Raw genomic sequence first — 16,434 nt, 5'->3', positions numbered from 1 at the left:
ATTCACTTTCTTTCGAATTGACACACTTTTTTCGCAATATTTTGAAAACGCTTAACGCGTACACAAAGGGAGGAAACACAATGAAATCACCACGTCTGCCGTCTATGTTAGAAGTCGTGTCTGTACTTGGCTTGTTTTTAGCAATTGTTTTATCTTTTACTCTTTATTTCAAATTGGATATTCAACTAGCATTGTTTATCTCATGGTTTATGGTTATCGCATTAGGTATTCGATTGGGGCACTCCTATAAGGATCTTCAAAATGCGATCACAAAAGGGATATCGAATGGTTTAGAAGCCATTTTAATCTTAATTGCAGTAGGTGCACTTGTTGGTACATGGATTGCAGGTGGGGTTGTACCTACGTTAATCTATTATGGTTTAGAGTTTATTCATCCTAATATCTTCTTATTAGCTACACTTGTCATCTGTGCACTCATGTCCATTGCAACAGGAACCTCTTGGGGGACGGTTGGAACGGCAGGGATTGCGATGATCGCAATTGGTGAAGGGCTAGGTATTCCACTTCCGATCGTGGCAGGTGCCGTCTTATCTGGTGCTTATTTTGGAGATAAATTATCCCCATTATCAGATAGTACAGTGCTCGCTTCCTCTCTTTCAAAAGTGGACGTGCTGGCACATGTTCGAGCGATGATGGTTTTATCCATACCAGCCTTTGTCATTACGGCCATTATGTTTACGGTTACAGGCTTTATGTATGGTGGACGCAACATTGATCAAAATAAGGTAGAATTTTTGAAAAATGCCCTGCATGATACATTTACCATTAACATTTGGATGGTCATCCCAGCAGTAGTGGTTGTATTACTGCTCGTATTTAAGAAACCTTCAATGCCTGTTATTGCCATTGGTGCTCTTTTAGGATCTATTTGGGCGATGGCTTTCCAAGGAATGAATCCGGCAGATGCGATTGGTTCAGCATACAATGGCTTCTCTATTAATTCAGATGTAGATTTCTTAAATACGCTGTTAAATCGTGGTGGTATTGTGAATATGCTTGGATCTTTAGTGGTCATTATTCTCGGGCTTGGGTTTGGTGGCGTGCTTGAATATCTAGGCGTTCTAAAAGTGATTGTCGCTACTTTCGAGAAGAAATTATATAATGCAGGAAATGTAACCCTATCTACACTTGTTGTAGCATTCTTTGCAAATATTTTTGGATGTGCAATGTACGTTTCATTAATTCTTACACCGAAAATTATGGAAAAAAGCTACGATAAATTGAAAATAGACAGACGCGTTCTATCTAGAAACGCTGAGGTCGGTGGAACAATGACGTCTGGTATGGTCCCTTGGTCAGATAACGGGATTTATATGGCGGGAATTCTAGGCGTATCCACATTCTCTTATTTACCATTTATGTGGTTGAGCTTTGTTGCCATTGGTCTTGCTATTATTTATGGATATACAGGGAAATTCATCTGGTACGTTAAGAATCCACAAGAATCAGAAGAATCGGCTTCATAAGCCGTTTACAAAAGCCGCCTCAATTAGGCGGCTTTTGCTTGTCCTAGGACCGAGAGACTACATATGATATAAAGAAGATGATCGGGAGTTTAGACCCTTTATAAAAGAGGTCTAAAGAGGTAATGTGAAGCAGAATGAAAGCATATTTATCCCATAAAAAGGGTACAAATCCCTATTCAAACATGAGTCTTTGAACCTTATAATAACAATAATGGAAAAAGTGCTATTCACCTTACGCTCGTTTAGAGGAACTCTAAGCAGCGTTTTTATTTTTTGTCAGGAGGAGGAACCCATAATGAGCTTATCGGATATGCTGTCTGCCCTAAACGGTGGCATTACAAGTAAAAAAGCAGAAATCGAAGAGAAAATCGCTCGACTGAAAAAGGCGAAAAGTAAGGTCGAACGTGAACAAGATGCGGCAGAAACAGACCTGAAGCAAATCAAGCAGCCAAAGCTTGGGACCTCTTGGAATGGTGAGCGAAGCAAGGATTTCAAATCAGAGCGGAATGAAGCACATGATGCGCTGCAAACGATTGTGAACGACAAATACCCACGCTACGTGAGCCGCATCGAATTCAAAATCAGTACATTAGAAGCTGAACAGGCTGCGTTATCTTTTGCCAGTTCTTTAGCTGGAGACGCCGCACGTCTTGCTGAAAAAGGAGAAGACGCAGTAGAGGACGCCAAACGCTTGATCTCAAAAGCATGGAGCAGCTTGTAAAGCTGCTTTCATGCTGAACAAATCTGGAGGATATCACGATGGGACAAATTAAGTTAAACTACCAAACAGTTATGAATCAACTAGATGAAGTCTCCCAAGCAGTCGAAGCTTTAATGATGAAAAAAGCAGCAGATAAAGCGGGTGAAAACAGCCTTGAATTTGTGACCAAATGGACGGCACGTGAGGCAGAGGTGAACGAAATGGTCTCAAACTTTAAAGAAGCCTTAATTAAAAATGTCCAGGACACGCGCTCGAATGTGAAAACCTTAAAAGAACAGGACGAAGCGATTGCTGCAAAATAATCAGCACAATCGCTTTTATTTATGGATTACATTTGCATGATAAGAAATATAGTTCAATGGAATCATATAAAATTCAGGATGTACGACCTTGTATTATTCCGTTTTTCTTCCAAACGCGTCACTAAAAGGACACCTTTTCCCTATTTAAGACTGAGGCTTTTCACCTTATACTATACTTAATGAAAGCGAAACGATAGAAATGTCAGGATTGGAAAAATCAAGTGAGTCGATAGCTTCCAAGGCTCTGACGCTGTGCTTTCGTATGAGGTCCGATAGAGGTGGATGACATGAGTTTATCCGAGATGCTACACCATCTGCATATGGGAATTGAAAACAGACGTGCAGAATTTGATGAAATGATCTCTCGGTTAAAGACAGCCAAAAGCAATATTCGAACAGAACAAGATCTTGCGCAGTCAGACATAAAGGAAATTAAGAAGCCTGCTCTAGATTCGTCATGGAAAGGTGAGAGAGGAACCGACTTTCATCGCCACCGAAAAGACGCCTACCATGTAATGCACGACATCGTGAACAATGAGTATGAAAAATATATAACCGAGCTTGATCAAAAAATCTTGCACTTTGAATTAAAAAAAATGGAGCTGGCTGTTGCCAGTAATTTTGCCGGAAGAGCCCAGGACGTGATGGAAAAGGGCGAGGATTTTGCAAAGGATGTTAAACATTTGATTGAACGGGGCTGGAAAGCTCTTTAAAATAAAATATAAAACAGCCGTCTCATAAGCGAGCGGCTGTTTTTTTGTTTAGTCACATCCACCACCGCTATCGCCTGAATCTCCCCCGCAGGAGGCATCAGAAGCGTGATGAGTATATGAATCAGTATAGGTACTTGTCGTTGAACTGTGATGTGAAGAACGCTTAGCAGATGTACGTTTATCCTTTGATGTGAACAGGTGGGCAATGATTGCTCCTAAAGAAGCCAATATGATCATAACAACAAACATAAAAGAATCCATGATGTATCCCTCCTCTTGTTTCATCATCATACGATTGAGCCATATTGAGGTTCCCGATTTGTAAGAAAAACTGGGCAAAGAGTTCTATTTTCGTTTATGATGATAGGCAAAAGTAAATGCCAAGGGAGGAGAGCCCATGCTATCTTTACGTCAGGAGGAGCTCCTGAAACGCTTGATGCAAGCGGAGCAGGAACTGACAAGTGAAGAAATTGCCCGCATGATTGGCGTCACATCACGAACCATCCGAACAGATATGAAAGCGCTTAAATCTATAATAGATGAACATGGAGCCGCACTACATATCAAACGCGGGGCAGGGTATACATTGACCGTCGAGGATTATGGGGCATTTCGTACATTTTTGAAAAAGTCGCTGAGAGAAAGAAACGAAAAAAAGGAACAGGTCATTCCCAATCAGCCTAAAGACCGTGTGGCGTATCTATTGAAAAGGCTGCTTCTGTCTGAAGACTATATCAAATTAGATGGGTTGGCAGAGGAACTATTTGTGAGTGAATCGACAGTGAAGAATGATTTGAAAGCTGTCAGACATTTGTTTTCATTACATGGACTTTCTGTAGCACATCGCCCTAAATATGGATTGCGGCTGACAGGGGATGAAATGAAATTAAGATATTGTATGGCTGAGCATGTGTTTCAGCAAGAGCATGCGAACTCTGCGCTGTTACCTGAAGAAACGTATCAATTGGTTCAGGACATTGTGCGTTCACGTACAAAAGCAAGCGGACTTCATCTGTCAGAGATCGGTTTAAGTAATTTAGTCACCCACATCGCCATTGCATGCAAACGAATTGAAGAGAAAAAACTAGTCATGATGCCAGAAGCGGAATTGAAAGACATTCAAGTGCAGCCTGTTTTTCAAGTGGCTCAACAAATGGCAGAAGATATTCGGCATGTATTAGCTATTGATTTTCCGTTATCTGAAATGGCGTACATTGCGATTCACTTGATGGGAGCCAAGATGATGGCATATGGAGATGACGGCCATACGCTATTTCACCTTCTAGACGAAGATCACTTTCGCTTCACTCACCAATTACTTGCTTATGTAGAGGAGCACATGTCACTTGATATTCAATTTGATAAGGAGTTGATCGTTGGATTAAGTCTTCATTTGCGTTCCGCTATTCATCGTTTTAAGTACGATATGAACATTCGTAACCCCTATTTACCGGACATTAAAAGGCATTATCCCATTGCATTTGAAGCGGGTGTCTATATGGGGAGATGGCTGAAGGAAAAAGAGGGGGTCGAGATCCATGAGGATGAGATTGGGTATTTGGCGCTCCATATCGGTGCTGCAATCGAGCGGACAAAATCACAGCATGTGAGAAAGAGATGTCTTATTGTGTGTGCAACGGGTGTCGCCAGCAGTCAGCTCCTTCTTCATAAGCTGACGGCGGCTTTTAGCGGAAGGCTGGAGATCGCTGGAACTGCAAGTGTTGGGGATCTTCCTTCGTATGATTTGAGAAGCATTGATTTTATTATTAGTACCATTCCGCTTCAGAACACATTGCCGGTGCCAGTGATTGATGTACATACGATTTTAAGTGACGATGATATTGTACGGCTGAAACGTTTTGTGCAGGATCCACAGGATACAGGGGTTTTGCGGTATGTCAGTCCGGCGCTGGCATTTTATCAGCAAGACCTTCAATCAAGAGAAGAGGTTCTTCAATTTTTTGTGAACGTGCTAAAGGAACAACATCGCATCCCGGACGAGTTTGAACAATTATTGCTGGAAAGAGAGCAAGTGTCCCCGACATCGTTCGGTCATTTGGTCGCGATTCCTCATCCGATGAAGCCGGCAACAGATGACACGTTTTGTGCGATCTGCACGTTGAAAAAACCGGTGCTGTGGGGTGAAGATCGAGTACAAGTCGTTTGTTTGTTGAGTATCCAGAAGACGTATCAAAAAGAATTACAGTCGCTTTATCAATTTCTTGTGCGGCTGACAGAGCGGAAGGAAGTGGTGGAACAACTCATCAAGGCCGCTTCATTTGAGGAACTGACGGCGGCGCTTCAAATATTGGAGCATCCGAATGAAAAAACGGGACACCCATTTCCGCATCTGTGAGGAAAAAGATTAGATGTTAATGAAAGCGCTTTTAAAATAACATCAAAAAGGAGGATGATCACGAGTTTTTGCAAAGGGGGAGACGGATCATGAGCTTCAAGGAGAAAGCGGCAGACGTCATGGGGAATGTGGCTTATCGCATCACGAATCAGAAGTATATTATGGCGATTAAACAGGCATTTGTCACATTGATGCCAATCATCATTACAGGGGCTTTTGCTGTATTGGTGGCAAATATGATCATGAGCCCGGAAACAGGGCTTGCTCATTTTGAGATATTCAGATTTTTAGCGGAGCTTCAGCCAATTATGAAGGCAATCAATTATGCCACGCTGAACTTTTTAACGATTGGGGCTGTGTTCCTCATCGGGATAGAGCTTGGGAAAATCAACGGGCACAAGTCCCTGTTCCCAGGGCTGATGGCATTGATTTCATTTATATCTGTTATTCCAACGACACTTCTTCTTGAAGTTGATGGATCGATGCGTGAGGTTGTAGATGTACTGGCAAGGCAATTTTCTGATCCAAAAAGCTTATTTTTAGGGATGATCATTGCGATCATATCTGTGGAAATCTTTTGTAAGCTGACCGAGGTGAAATGGCTTCAAATCAAGATGCCAGATTCTGTTCCATCGAATGTTGCGACATCTTTTTCGTCACTTTTTCCTTCGATCATTACGATTACGATCATTAGTTCATTCGGCTTTGCATTTCACCGTTTGACAGGCATTTATTTGCATGAAGCAGTGTATAACGTGGTGCAGCGCCCGCTAGAAAGTGTTGTACAGGGTCTGCCGGGGATTTTAACGTTGATGTTTGTGGCGCAATTTTTCTGGGTGATCGGCATCCATGGCAACCAGATGATCAAACCGATCCGGGAGCCGCTCTTATTAGGGTCGATTGCAGTGAATATGACAGCATTTCAAGAGGGAAAAGAGATTCCGAATATCATCACGATGCCATTTTGGGATGTGTATATGAGTATTGGTGGTTCAGGTGTGACCATTGGGCTTTTGATTGCGATTTTTATTGCTGGAAGAAGGGAAGAGATGCGAAGCATTGCCAAGCTCTCATCTGGGCCGGGCCTCTTCAACATCAATGAACCCGTTATTTTTGGATTACCCGTTATGTTAAACCCTGTGATGGCAATCCCATTTATCGTCACACCGCTTGTGACAGGGACGATTGGTTACATTGCGACAGCTACAGGGTTTGCTGGAAAAGCAGTCGTGATGGTGCCGTGGACGACACCGCCGATTGTGAATGCATGGCTGTCAACCGCTGGCAGCATGGGAGCTGTCATTACACAGCTCATCTGTATTGTAGTAGCAGTCTTCATCTATTTGCCATTTGTTCTCTTGTCTAACCGCAAACCAGAAGCGGCACCAGATTCAGAATAAAAGGAGGGGCATGAATGAACATGCAATTTAGGTGGTACGGAGAGGACGATCCTGTTTCACTCGCACATATACGTCAAATTCCAGGCATGAAAGGCATTGTGAGTGCCGTCTATGATGTCCCAGCTGGTGACCTGTGGCCTGAGGAAAGGATTGCTCATGTAAAAGCACAGATTGAGAGACATGAACTTTCCTTTGAGGTCGTGGAAAGTCTTCCTGTCCATGAAGATATTAAACTTGGCAAGCCGAGCAGAGACGTCTATATCAAGCATTATCAAGAAAATATCCGACGATTAGCGAAGCACGGTGTGAAGGTCATTTGTTATAACTTCATGCCTGTCCTCGATTGGACACGAACGCAGCTAGACCTTCCATTAGCTGATCAATCCACGACCCTTGCCTATTTTCAGCATCAACTAGAACACATGGATATAGAGACAGATCCATTTTCGCTGCCAGGATGGGATATCTCTTATACACAGGAGGAAATGAAACAATTGATGACTGATTACAGGAAGCTTGGGGCAGAAAGGCTATTCGAGAACCTGTCTTATTTTCTACAACATATCATTCCGGTGGCAGCGGAAGAAAAGATCAACATGGCACTCCATCCAGATGACCCTCCTTGGGATATATTCGGACTGCCTCGTATTGTCAGTAATGAAAAACAGTTGGATCGTATTCTTGAGATCGATGGACGTTCTCAACATGGCCTCACCTTTTGCTCTGGTTCACTCGGCTGTGATGCGAAGAACGATGTTACGTCACTTGCGCGTAAATATGCGGAAAAAGGGCGCATCCACTTTGCCCATTTGCGAAATGTCATCGTGTATGAAAATGGTGATTTTGAAGAGTCAGCGCACCTTTCGTCAGCAGGAAGTCTCGATATGGGAGCTATTGTGAAGGCTTTGTTTGAAGAGGGATTTGCTGGCTATGTCCGCCCGGATCATGGGCGTATGATTTTTGGCGAGACAGGCAGACCTGGCTACGGTTTATATGATCGAGCGCTTGGGGCTATGTATTTGCAAGGAATTTGGGAAGGACTTCACGTTCAATCGAGGAAAGGGAAGGTGGCGACATGAACAGAATCGAGATTCCAAGTGATTTTATCCTAGGTGCAGCGGCTTCTGCTTGGCAAACAGAGGGATGGAAGGGAAAGCAGGTGCATCAGGATTCGTACATTGATTCATGGTATAAGGAAGGATATCACGTGTGGCACGAAGGATATGGTCCGGCTGGTGCGACGAACTTTTACGAGCGCTATCCTGAAGATGTGGCCTTAATGAGAGAGATTGGACTGACACATTATAGGACATCGATCAATTGGTCGAGGTTTCTCATAGATTACGAGAAGGGGATTGTGGATGAGACCTATGCCCGTTACATTGATGACTTGATCAATGGATTAATTGCAGCAGGTGTAGAGCCAATGTTTTGCTTAGAGCATTATGAGCTTCCTGCCGTTTTGCTTGAGAAGTATGGCGGATGGTCATCAAAGCATGTCGTCGAGCTGTTTGTTCTCTATGCGGAAAAAGTGTTTGAGCGCTACGGGGACAGGGTCAAACATTGGTTTAGCTTTAATGAACCAATTGTTGTCCAAACACGTGTTTATCTAGATGCCATCCGTTATCCCTTTGAGCAAAATACGAAAAAATGGATGCAGTGGAACTATCATAAAGCGCTGGCAACAGCAAAAGTGGTGAAGCTGTTTCGGGAGATGGGATTGAAGGAATCGACAGGTGCAAAAATCGGGGTGATTCTCAATCCAGAAGTGACGTATGCAAGATCCTCTGCCCCGCATGATCAAGAAGCGGCACGGATGTATGATTTGTTTTTCAATCGAATGTTCTTAGATCCCTCCATCAAAGGGGAGTATCCAGAGGAATTGCTCGATGTGTTGAAAAAGCATGATATTCTTTTTGATTCGACAGAGGAAGAGCTTCAGGTCATCAAGAATCATACGGTCGATGTCGTCGGGCTCAACTTATACTATCCGCATCGTGTCAAGGCACCGAGTAAGGCGTGGAACGAAGGGACGCCATTTCATCCGTCTTATTATTACGATATGTTTGAGCTGCCAGGGAGAAAAATGAATCCATTCAGAGGCTGGGAAATCTACCCAAATATTGTCTATGATATGGGGATGAGAATAAAAGAAGAATACGGAAATATCGAGTGGTTTGTAGCCGAAAACGGGATGGGTGTAGAAAAGGAAGAACGGTTTAAAAATGAAGACGGTATCATTGATGATCAGTATCGCATTTCATTTATCAGCCAGCATTTGAAGCGGGCACTTCAAGCGAAAGCAGAAGGATCAAATTGCACGGGCTATATGCTGTGGGCTTTTACGGATAATGTCTCACCGATGAATGCCTTTAAAAACCGCTACGGATTAGTCGAAATCCAGCTGGAAAATGAACGGAATCGCCAGTTGAAATCATCAGCGTATTGGTACCAGACATTAATCAAAACAAGGGAACTGAAGGTTGAAACAGAAGTCATCTATCGATAGGAGTGATGGAATATGAAACGAATCATTCTCGCTTGTGCCGCAGGAATGTCGACGTCCATTGTAGTGTCCAAAATGAAGGCTGCTGCAGAAGCTAAAGAGCTGGATTATGATATCTACGCCATACCTGAAGGGGCCATTGCGGATGAATTAGAAGAGCATGGAGAAGATGTGCAGGTGATTTTACTTGGACCGCAAGTAAGCTTTATGAAAAAGGCAGCAGAAAAAACAGCGGCACCTTATCAAATACCTGTCGATGTCATCAATGTGAGATTATACGGAACAGCGAACGGGGAAAAAATACTAGAGCATGCTCTGAAACTAGCAAATGAATCTTAAGTAATTGGAGGAGAAGCAGATGACGGTATTAGAGGAAATGCAGGGAGCAGCCTTTCAAATCATTGCTCATGCAGGCGAGGCAAGAAGTCATTATGTCGAAGCGATTCGTCTAGCAAGAGCAGATGATTTTGAAAAAGCACAGCAGTTGATTGAAAAAGGGGAGGAAGCGTTTCGAAGCATCCACAACCTGCACTTGTCGCTGATCCAAAAAGAGGCGGCAGGTGAGCAGCTTCCCTTTTCTTTACTGCTGATACACGCAGAAGATCAAATGCTCACAACAGAGACCATTCATCTGCTCGCCATCGAAATGATCGAAATGTGTAAAAAAATGAACGCCCTGTCAAAATAGATATCAGCTATTAACCAATTTCTGTTATAATCATTCGGTAGATAGAGAGAAAGCAGGATTGGTGAATGAAAAAAACATGTATGTTGATTGCGGTTGGTCTTTTGGTGCTGCTCATTTCGGGCTGTATGGGAACGAAGGAGCAAACGATAGGAAACCAGCAAGTAGTCAAAGAGGAAAAGGGTCCATTACGATTAAAAGAAACAGAAGAGATTCAGCAGACAGAAGCGGAAGTGATTGATACACAAAGCTGGATTGTGCAAAAGGAGCCGGTAGAGCTTCCGATTTTGATGTATCACAGCATCTCCAGCGGTAACTCGCTGCGTGTACCAAAGAGCGAGTTTGCGGCTCATATGAAATGGCTGAAGGACAACGACTATGTCACGCTGTCGCCAGAAGAAGCGTATCGCGTCTTCACAACAAATACGAAGCCAAGTGAAAAGTGTGTCCTCATTACATTCGATGATGGATATACCGATAACTATACAAAGGCATTCCCGATTTTAAAGCAGTATAGAATGAAGGCAACGATTTTCATGATTGCGCAATCCATTGGCCGCCCGAACCACTTAACGGATGAACAGATGGATGAAATGATAGCAAATGGGCTTTCGATTGAGAGTCATACAATTCATCATTTAGAGCTCAATCGTTTATCAAAGGAGCAGCAGAAAGAGGAATTAAAAGGATCAAAGGCATTCTTTGATCAACGATTTTCTCAGCATACGAGAATGGTCAGTTATCCTGTTGGGCGCTATAACGAAGACACGCTAAAGCTGGCGAAGCAAGCCGGTTATCAAATGGCTGTCACCACTGAACCAGGACATGCGAAGAAGGAACAGGGCATGATGTCCTTGCACCGTGTTCGCGTGTCACCGGGACTTTCACCCGAAAGCTTTGGGAGGCTAGTAGAAGGGAATGAACGATAAATGTTTCACATGAAACATTTTACGACAAGTTTCACGGTGATGATTGGTGAATCGACATTTGGGTGGTTCAAAGGCGAAACAGAACTTTCATGAAGATGGAAGTTCTGTTTTTTTATCATTCATCAAAAAATTCCATATGAGCTTTTTCTTGCTTGTAATAATCGATTCGATCTTTCATGGTCCCGGTATGAAACTCAAATTTATGTCCATCAGGGTCCGTAAAGTAGATCGACTGATGATCTTTTTCATCTCTCGGACGGCCTGGCAAGATGTTGACGTTCAAATGTTTTAGCTTGTTGTACATGTGATCTACATCCTCTTCATCAATTGAAAAAGCGATGTGCGTGTAAGAGTGCTGAATGTCTTGACGAGGAATGTCTTTTTCCACATTCAGGGCAAGCCATAGCCCGTTCAAATCAAAGTAAGCTGTCTTTTTTCCTTTTACTAATAAAGTGGCGTCAAATACGTTTGTGTAAAAATCAATAGAGGTTTCTAAATCAGAAACAGAAAATAACAAATGATTGATTCCTTTTATCGACATCACATTCACCTCAAAACATATTTGAAAAAAAGCCTGTAGATGGGGTCTACAAGCTTGTTTATTGATAAACAGGATAGCCCGTTATTTTGATATCTTTCCCTAGTGGTTCTACTGAGAGTTGATCCAATTCGATGGCATCACTCATGAGGCGTATGCCTTCGCCTCCAAAAAAGGAAGGGGACAGCCGACCGCCAATGAGTTTAGGTGCCATATAGATGACCAATTTATCTACAAGCTGCTGTTCTAAAAATGAGGCATTGATCTGGCCGCCGCCTTCAATCATGAGGGAGGAGACATTTCTTTCTCCCAGCATTTGAAGTACTTCTTGCAGGGGCACCCGCGTCTCGCTATCTGTTACAAAGACGCTGACGCCGGCTGCTTCTAAAGCGGCTCGTTTTTCCTCATCGGCTTGCTTTGTTGTAAAGATCCATGTAGGTGCCGTCTGATCAGTGACGATCTTTGCTGTCAGCGGTGTTGAGAGCTTAGAGTCTAAAACAATTCGAATCGGATGATTCCCATTTGGAATCCGTGCAGTTAGTGAAGGGTCGTCATGAATAACCGTTTGAGCACCGACCAAAATCGCATCATTGATACTGCGGATATGATGAGCATCATAACGGGATGTCTCAGATGTAATCCATTTGCTGTCAGACGTAGCAGACGCAATTTTTCCGTCTAAGGTAATACCTGCCTTGAGCGTCACGAAAGGTGTTTTTTTCGTAATAAAATGATTAAACACTTCATTCATGAGAATGGATTCCTGTTCAAGTACGCCTGTAATCACTTGGATGCCAGCATCTTGTAAAATGGCGATGCCGCGGCCAGCGACAAGTGGGTTCGGGTCAAGAGCCGCCACAACAACGGTTTCGACGCCTGCTTTCACAAGTGCCTCCGCACAAGGACCTGTACGGCCATGGTGAGAACAAGGCTCGAGGGTCACATAAATGGTGGCTCCTTTTGCCTTGTCTCCAGCCATTTTAAGTGCATGAATTTCAGCATGCGGTTCACCGGCTTTCATGTGAGCACCGACACCAACAATTTCATTCTCTCGCACAATCACCGCCCCGACGAGCGGGTTTGGAGAGGTCTGACCTTTCATTGCCCGTGCATTTTCAAGGGCTAGATTCATATATCGCTCATGATGTGGCAATCGTACGCACCTCTTGCTCCGCCTTCATGTGACCTGAGCGGTTGATTTTTGTCTGCAAGTATTTTTCGTTAAACTCCGAGACATCACCCCAAAGCGGAATGCGTCCAGAAAGAGATAGACCTGCATGGCTGATGGCATCTGTCTTTTTCGGATTATTGGTAATGAGTCTGACCGGCTTTGTACGAAGTGTTTGAAGAACGGCGATGGCTTCTTCATATTGACGCGTGTCATCTTCAAAGCCGAGTGCTTCGTTCGCTTCTACTGTATCGTAGCCGTTTTCTTGAAGAATATAAGCCATGGCTTTACTGAAAAGTCCAATACCGCGGCCTTCATGATTGGCTAAATAGAACAGTGCACCTGCACCATTGTCTTCAATCATCCGCATGGACTGCTTCAATTGGAACCCGCAGTCGCAGCGCTTGCTTCCGAAAATATCACCAGTGTGGCAAATGGAATGCATGCGGATAAGGGCTTCGTCAGCGTGCTCGAACTCCCCATACACTAGAACGCTTGACTGCTGTTGATCGGCAAGCTGGCGGGACGAGAGGCTTTCAATTAAAGCTTCATCTGACAATGGCTCTTTTCCATCGTCTTTTAACCATGAATACCAGTTGAACATCACGGTTCTGCCGTCTAAATTCACTGGCAATTTAATGGGTCCAGTGATATATATATACCCGTCTTCTTGCTGTACTCGTTTGATTTTATCTTTTAAAATGGCTGTTTTAAGATCTGTGTGTTTGTCCATATTCTGCACCTTCTTTTTTGTCTGTTTCTTCAATCTGTAAACGAACGAGAACGCCAAATGGATCAACAAATTCGTTACTTTTCCCTGTTGTTTTCACTTGAGTGCCTGCTTTTGTCATACGCTCGACGACGGACTGTCTGTCTGCTTCTTGTGGGAATACCAGTGTATAGCTTCTAATTCCTGAAAAACGTGGATCAATGGCTCCTTTTCGTCCCCGTCCCCATGCATTAAAGGCAAGGTGATGGTGGTACACACCAGCGGCGATAAACAGGCTTGCTGGTGGAGCCATTCTGATGTGAAAACCGAGCGTATTGACATAAAAGGAATCAGCTTCTTCTGGGTTAAGATGGAAATGTAAGTGTCCCATCACTGTACCAGCGGGAAGTCCTTCCCAAGTTGTATCAACGGCTTCTTGCAGGAGACCATCTCCATCAAGAGGTGCATTGCCGCCACCTTTCAGTTCTCCATGCTCACCTACCCAAACGTCCTCAGGGCGATCAGCATATATTTCTACGCCAATGCCGTCAGGGTCACTTAAATAAATGGCTTCACTGAAAAAGTGATCGCTTGCTCCAATTAAAGGATAGCCTTTTTTGATCACATGTGCCAGCCATGTGCCCAGGTTTTTTCTGGTAGGTAATAAAACAGCAAAATGATAAAGTCCTGGCTCATGATCAGGCTTCTCCATGAGCTGTGCATCCTCTTTTAACAAAAGAATGGGTTCCTTTGCATTGCTTCCAAGAGTGATGGTGGAATCCGTCTGTTCTACTATTGTAAATCCTAAAATGTCTGTATAAAAAGGTAAAGAACGCTCAAAGCTGGACACATGTAACTCTGTTACACCCAATCTTAGCTCCTCAATTGTCTTCAAGCTCGGTCAGCTCCTTCATGATATATGCATCGGCATGTTCAAATGTTTTTGAAAATCTATAAAAATGAATACCTTGTTACTTAAAGTAACTAAACTATATAATAGTTAGTGACTTATTTCAAGTAATTAATTGTGCTATAATGAAAAAAAAGAGAGAAAAGCGGGAGGGAGTAAGGTATGGCTCAAGTAGATGGCTGTCCAATCACAGATGCCATGGAGATTCTAGGCAAGAAGTGGGTCATTCTCATCATCAATCAGCTTCTGACAGGCCCTAAGCGTTTCTGTCAGCTTGAAAATGAAATGGACATCAGCGGACGATTATTATCAGAAAGGCTGAAGGATTTAGAGGCTGAAGGACTCGTTGAGAAAAACGTATACCCTGACATTCCAGTACGGATTGAATACGAATTAACAGCGCAAGGGAAGAAAATTGAGCCGATTATTCGTGAAATGTATGCTTGGTCTTTAGAACGTAATAACAGCAAAAAAGGGGAACAAGTCTCTTCCTAAACGATTTCGATCAGTCTGTCTGATCGAAATTTTTTTGTGCGATTTTCCAGAAATCTAAGTCAATAGTATGAAAAATGATGTTGACAATAAATTCATTCATCATATAATATCAAGGAGAAGAGGGGTCTTTTCCCTGTAATGGAATGGAGGTTATGCCATGGTATCATGAATGGGACAGATTACCTAAAACACGTTTCAAACCATCATTTAGAAACAGACATCTTTGGCTTTTAGGAAGCAAAGATTTATTTTTTCAACTCAATTGATAATGATTATCATAATCATCTATAAGTGTGATCCAGCGCTTATGAAGGTTATTTTTTTTATTATCTATTGAGAATAATTATCAATATCATTTAGGAGGGTTCACATGAAAGTCATTCGTTCAACATCACACGTATTATTGTTCTTTAGTTTTGTTCTATTATTTGCTCTAGCTCCGGTTAGCTCAGCCTCAGCAGCAGGCTTAGCAGATGGTCAATATTCAGCACAATATGTGGTATGGAAGGCAGATAGCGATTCGACTTCAACAGCGAATACGTATTTTGAAAAACCAGCCAAGCTTGTCGTGAAGAATGGAAAAATCAAAGCACAAGTCACGTTAACGAATAGCTCTTGGATCACAAGCTTTAAAACACTTGATCAAGGTGTCTACAAAGATGCGAAGGTGATCAGTACAAATACAGCTGCAAATAAGAGAACGGTTGAATTCAACATGAACAGCCTGACAGAAGTCGTACCAGCAAAAGTGAGCGTGACTGTACCGGTCATCGGATATACAGGCAATTACGACATCCGTCTCAAGTTTGATGCAGCATCTGTTCAATAGAAAGGGAGGAAATTCGCTTGATGAAAAAAATGATGAGGCTATCAGTCTTCATGACCGCTTTATTATTGGCACTTATGCTGCCTTTTTCAAACGCACAGGCTGCCACGTTAAAGGATGGTACATACTCCGTCAACTATACTGTGCTGAAGGCTGAAGGAAATGCGGTTTCCATGGCAAATGATTACTGGCTGAAGCCAGCAAAAGTGATTGCAAAAAAAGGGAAGCTGACTGTACAAATGACCATTAAAAATAGCAGCTGGGTGACGGAATTTAAAGTGCCGGGAAATGGCGGCTATGTCGATACAACGGTTCTCTCAACTAATAAAAAAGCCAACACAAGGCTTGTTCAGTTCCAAGCTCAGAGCTTGTCTAAGCCAATCAAGTCAAAAATTCATGTCACTGTTAAATCTGCTGATTATGATCATGATTATACCATTCAGCTGAAATTCGATGAGAGCAGCATGAAATCGCTTTCGTCTAACAGCACAAACAAATCAGCGGGTGCAGCAGAAGATCAGCAGCCATCAAAAGAATCAACGAAAACATCTGATTCATCCACGACAAAACAAGAAGAGAATCCTCAAACTGGTGATACAAACCAGACAGGGTGGCTCCTTGTGCTTGCTCTATGCTCAGGCGGGTTTTTAGCAAGAAAGTGGATCATCAAGCATTAAGGAAGGAAGTGT

At 43.0% G+C, this 16,434-nt stretch carries 19 protein-coding genes; 14 read left to right on the top strand and 5 right to left on the bottom strand.

Annotated elements, in window-relative coordinates:
• The first annotated feature begins 80 nt into the window (after positions 1-80).
• The 4 genes from nhaC to C6Y01_RS13620 all read left to right on the top strand — a co-directional run bounded on the left by nhaC (position 81) and on the right by C6Y01_RS13620 (position 3,223).
• The gene (gene nhaC / locus C6Y01_RS13635) at positions 81-1,487 is read left to right on the top strand and encodes a Na+/H+ antiporter NhaC (RefSeq protein WP_095285615.1); all 1,407 of its coding nucleotides are present in this window, start codon (positions 81-83) and stop codon (positions 1,485-1,487) included.
• A gap of 295 nt (positions 1,488-1,782) precedes the next feature.
• Positions 1,783-2,208 carry a YwqH-like family protein gene (locus C6Y01_RS13630; RefSeq protein WP_106036382.1) on the top strand — a complete coding sequence of 142 codons (426 nt, stop codon included), beginning with the start codon at positions 1,783-1,785 and terminating at the stop codon, positions 2,206-2,208.
• Positions 2,209-2,246: 38 nt separating this feature from the next.
• Positions 2,247-2,510, top strand: coding sequence for a YwqI/YxiC family protein (locus tag C6Y01_RS13625; protein ID WP_060597596.1), 264 nt, complete (start codon positions 2,247-2,249; stop codon positions 2,508-2,510).
• Between the two features lie 287 nt (positions 2,511-2,797).
• On the top strand, positions 2,798-3,223 hold the full coding sequence (locus C6Y01_RS13620; protein WP_034660466.1) for a YwqH-like family protein: 426 nt from the start codon (positions 2,798-2,800) through the stop codon (positions 3,221-3,223).
• 48 nt (positions 3,224-3,271) lie between these two features.
• Here C6Y01_RS13620 and C6Y01_RS13615 read toward each other — a convergent pair whose 3' ends face one another.
• Complete coding sequence (locus tag C6Y01_RS13615) at positions 3,272-3,484, bottom strand: hypothetical protein (RefSeq protein ID WP_223249929.1); 213 nt, start codon at positions 3,482-3,484, stop codon at positions 3,272-3,274.
• Positions 3,485-3,620: 136 nt separating this feature from the next.
• Here C6Y01_RS13615 and C6Y01_RS13610 point away from each other — a divergent pair, with 136 nt between their 5' ends.
• The 7 genes from C6Y01_RS13610 (at position 3,621) to C6Y01_RS13580 (ending at position 11,099) form a co-directional block, all read left to right on the top strand.
• A complete protein-coding gene (locus C6Y01_RS13610; RefSeq protein WP_034660465.1) occupies positions 3,621-5,579 on the top strand; it encodes a BglG family transcription antiterminator in 1,959 nt (652 codons plus the stop codon).
• An 89-nt stretch (positions 5,580-5,668) separates the two neighbouring features.
• Positions 5,669-6,979 (top strand): PTS sugar transporter subunit IIC, encoded by a 1,311-nt coding sequence (locus tag C6Y01_RS13605; RefSeq protein WP_034660464.1) that lies wholly within the window; start codon positions 5,669-5,671, stop codon positions 6,977-6,979.
• 14 nt (positions 6,980-6,993) lie between these two features.
• Positions 6,994-8,058 (top strand): mannonate dehydratase, encoded by a 1,065-nt coding sequence (gene uxuA, locus C6Y01_RS13600; RefSeq protein ID WP_034660463.1) that lies wholly within the window; start codon positions 6,994-6,996, stop codon positions 8,056-8,058.
• On the top strand, positions 8,055-9,488 hold the full coding sequence (locus C6Y01_RS13595) for a glycoside hydrolase family 1 protein (RefSeq protein ID WP_034660462.1): 1,434 nt from the start codon (positions 8,055-8,057) through the stop codon (positions 9,486-9,488). Before uxuA ends, C6Y01_RS13595 begins: the two co-directional genes overlap by 4 nt.
• 12 nt (positions 9,489-9,500) lie before the next feature.
• Positions 9,501-9,824, top strand: a complete 324-nt coding sequence (locus C6Y01_RS13590) for a PTS sugar transporter subunit IIB (protein WP_034660461.1) — start codon at positions 9,501-9,503, stop codon at positions 9,822-9,824.
• Positions 9,825-9,843: 19 nt separating this feature from the next.
• Positions 9,844-10,173: a PTS sugar transporter subunit IIA gene (locus C6Y01_RS13585; protein ID WP_034660460.1), complete on the top strand. Its 330-nt coding sequence runs from the start codon at positions 9,844-9,846 to the stop codon at positions 10,171-10,173.
• 65 nt (positions 10,174-10,238) lie between these two features.
• A complete protein-coding gene (locus C6Y01_RS13580; protein WP_106036386.1) occupies positions 10,239-11,099 on the top strand; it encodes a polysaccharide deacetylase family protein in 861 nt (286 codons plus the stop codon).
• Between the two features lie 115 nt (positions 11,100-11,214).
• Here the strand turns inward: C6Y01_RS13580 and fosM are convergent, their stop codons facing one another.
• Genes fosM through C6Y01_RS13560 form a run of 4 tightly spaced genes read right to left on the bottom strand, consistent with a single transcriptional unit; the run spans position 11,215 to position 14,409 of the window.
• Positions 11,215-11,640, bottom strand: a complete 426-nt coding sequence (fosM, locus tag C6Y01_RS13575; RefSeq protein ID WP_034660458.1) for a FosM family fosfomycin resistance protein — start codon at positions 11,638-11,640, stop codon at positions 11,215-11,217.
• 58 nt (positions 11,641-11,698) lie between these two features.
• Positions 11,699-12,790 carry a bifunctional diaminohydroxyphosphoribosylaminopyrimidine deaminase/5-amino-6-(5-phosphoribosylamino)uracil reductase RibD gene (gene ribD / locus C6Y01_RS13570; RefSeq protein WP_106036387.1) on the bottom strand — a complete coding sequence of 364 codons (1,092 nt, stop codon included), beginning with the start codon at positions 12,788-12,790 and terminating at the stop codon, positions 11,699-11,701.
• Complete coding sequence (locus tag C6Y01_RS13565; RefSeq protein ID WP_106036388.1) at positions 12,777-13,538, bottom strand: GTP cyclohydrolase II; 762 nt, start codon at positions 13,536-13,538, stop codon at positions 12,777-12,779. Before C6Y01_RS13565 ends, ribD begins: the two co-directional genes overlap by 14 nt.
• On the bottom strand, positions 13,516-14,409 hold the full coding sequence (locus C6Y01_RS13560) for a VOC family protein (protein WP_106036389.1): 894 nt from the start codon (positions 14,407-14,409) through the stop codon (positions 13,516-13,518). The genes C6Y01_RS13565 and C6Y01_RS13560 overlap by 23 nt, the downstream gene beginning before the upstream one ends.
• A 177-nt stretch (positions 14,410-14,586) precedes the next feature.
• Between C6Y01_RS13560 and C6Y01_RS13555 the strand changes: the two genes are divergently transcribed.
• The 3 genes from C6Y01_RS13555 to isdC all read left to right on the top strand — a co-directional run bounded on the left by C6Y01_RS13555 (position 14,587) and on the right by isdC (position 16,422).
• Entirely contained in the window at positions 14,587-14,919 is a 333-nt protein-coding gene (locus C6Y01_RS13555) for a winged helix-turn-helix transcriptional regulator (RefSeq protein WP_106036390.1), read from the top strand.
• Positions 14,920-15,289: 370 nt separating this feature from the next.
• Positions 15,290-15,748: an NEAT domain-containing protein gene (locus C6Y01_RS13550; RefSeq protein WP_034660453.1), complete on the top strand. Its 459-nt coding sequence runs from the start codon at positions 15,290-15,292 to the stop codon at positions 15,746-15,748.
• A gap of 20 nt (positions 15,749-15,768) precedes the next feature.
• A complete protein-coding gene (gene isdC / locus C6Y01_RS13545) occupies positions 15,769-16,422 on the top strand; it encodes a heme uptake protein IsdC (RefSeq protein WP_106036391.1) in 654 nt (217 codons plus the stop codon).
• The last annotated feature ends 12 nt before the right edge of the window (positions 16,423-16,434 follow it).

Origin of the sequence: Bacillus sp. NMCC46 (assembly GCF_002998465.1) — a bacterium.
Classification (GTDB): Bacteria; Bacillota; Bacilli; order Bacillales; family Bacillaceae; genus Bacillus.
The sequence above is the reverse complement of the archived record's forward strand: the minus strand, read 5'-3'. Positions and strand labels throughout refer to the sequence as shown.

What these genes read in the sequence shown, in the direction of transcription:
- C6Y01_RS13565 (WP_106036388.1), bottom strand. Translation starts at nt 13,538, where the DNA reads ATGGACAAACACACAGATCTTAAAACAGCCATTTTAAAAGATAAAATC.
- nhaC (WP_095285615.1), top strand. Translation starts at nt 81, where the DNA reads ATGAAATCACCACGTCTGCCGTCTATGTTAGAAGTCGTGTCTGTACTT.
- isdC (WP_106036391.1), top strand. Translation starts at nt 15,769, where the DNA reads ATGAAAAAAATGATGAGGCTATCAGTCTTCATGACCGCTTTATTATTG.
- uxuA (WP_034660463.1), top strand. Translation starts at nt 6,994, where the DNA reads ATGAACATGCAATTTAGGTGGTACGGAGAGGACGATCCTGTTTCACTC.
- C6Y01_RS13590 (WP_034660461.1), top strand. Translation starts at nt 9,501, where the DNA reads ATGAAACGAATCATTCTCGCTTGTGCCGCAGGAATGTCGACGTCCATT.
- C6Y01_RS13610 (WP_034660465.1), top strand. Translation starts at nt 3,621, where the DNA reads ATGCTATCTTTACGTCAGGAGGAGCTCCTGAAACGCTTGATGCAAGCG.
- C6Y01_RS13615 (WP_223249929.1), bottom strand. Translation starts at nt 3,484, where the DNA reads ATGGATTCTTTTATGTTTGTTGTTATGATCATATTGGCTTCTTTAGGA.
- C6Y01_RS13550 (WP_034660453.1), top strand. Translation starts at nt 15,290, where the DNA reads ATGAAAGTCATTCGTTCAACATCACACGTATTATTGTTCTTTAGTTTT.
- C6Y01_RS13595 (WP_034660462.1), top strand. Translation starts at nt 8,055, where the DNA reads ATGAACAGAATCGAGATTCCAAGTGATTTTATCCTAGGTGCAGCGGCT.
- C6Y01_RS13555 (WP_106036390.1), top strand. Translation starts at nt 14,587, where the DNA reads ATGGCTCAAGTAGATGGCTGTCCAATCACAGATGCCATGGAGATTCTA.
- C6Y01_RS13620 (WP_034660466.1), top strand. Translation starts at nt 2,798, where the DNA reads ATGAGTTTATCCGAGATGCTACACCATCTGCATATGGGAATTGAAAAC.
- C6Y01_RS13605 (WP_034660464.1), top strand. Translation starts at nt 5,669, where the DNA reads ATGAGCTTCAAGGAGAAAGCGGCAGACGTCATGGGGAATGTGGCTTAT.
- fosM (WP_034660458.1), bottom strand. Translation starts at nt 11,640, where the DNA reads ATGTCGATAAAAGGAATCAATCATTTGTTATTTTCTGTTTCTGATTTA.
- C6Y01_RS13585 (WP_034660460.1), top strand. Translation starts at nt 9,844, where the DNA reads ATGACGGTATTAGAGGAAATGCAGGGAGCAGCCTTTCAAATCATTGCT.
- C6Y01_RS13625 (WP_060597596.1), top strand. Translation starts at nt 2,247, where the DNA reads ATGGGACAAATTAAGTTAAACTACCAAACAGTTATGAATCAACTAGAT.
- C6Y01_RS13630 (WP_106036382.1), top strand. Translation starts at nt 1,783, where the DNA reads ATGAGCTTATCGGATATGCTGTCTGCCCTAAACGGTGGCATTACAAGT.
- C6Y01_RS13580 (WP_106036386.1), top strand. Translation starts at nt 10,239, where the DNA reads ATGAAAAAAACATGTATGTTGATTGCGGTTGGTCTTTTGGTGCTGCTC.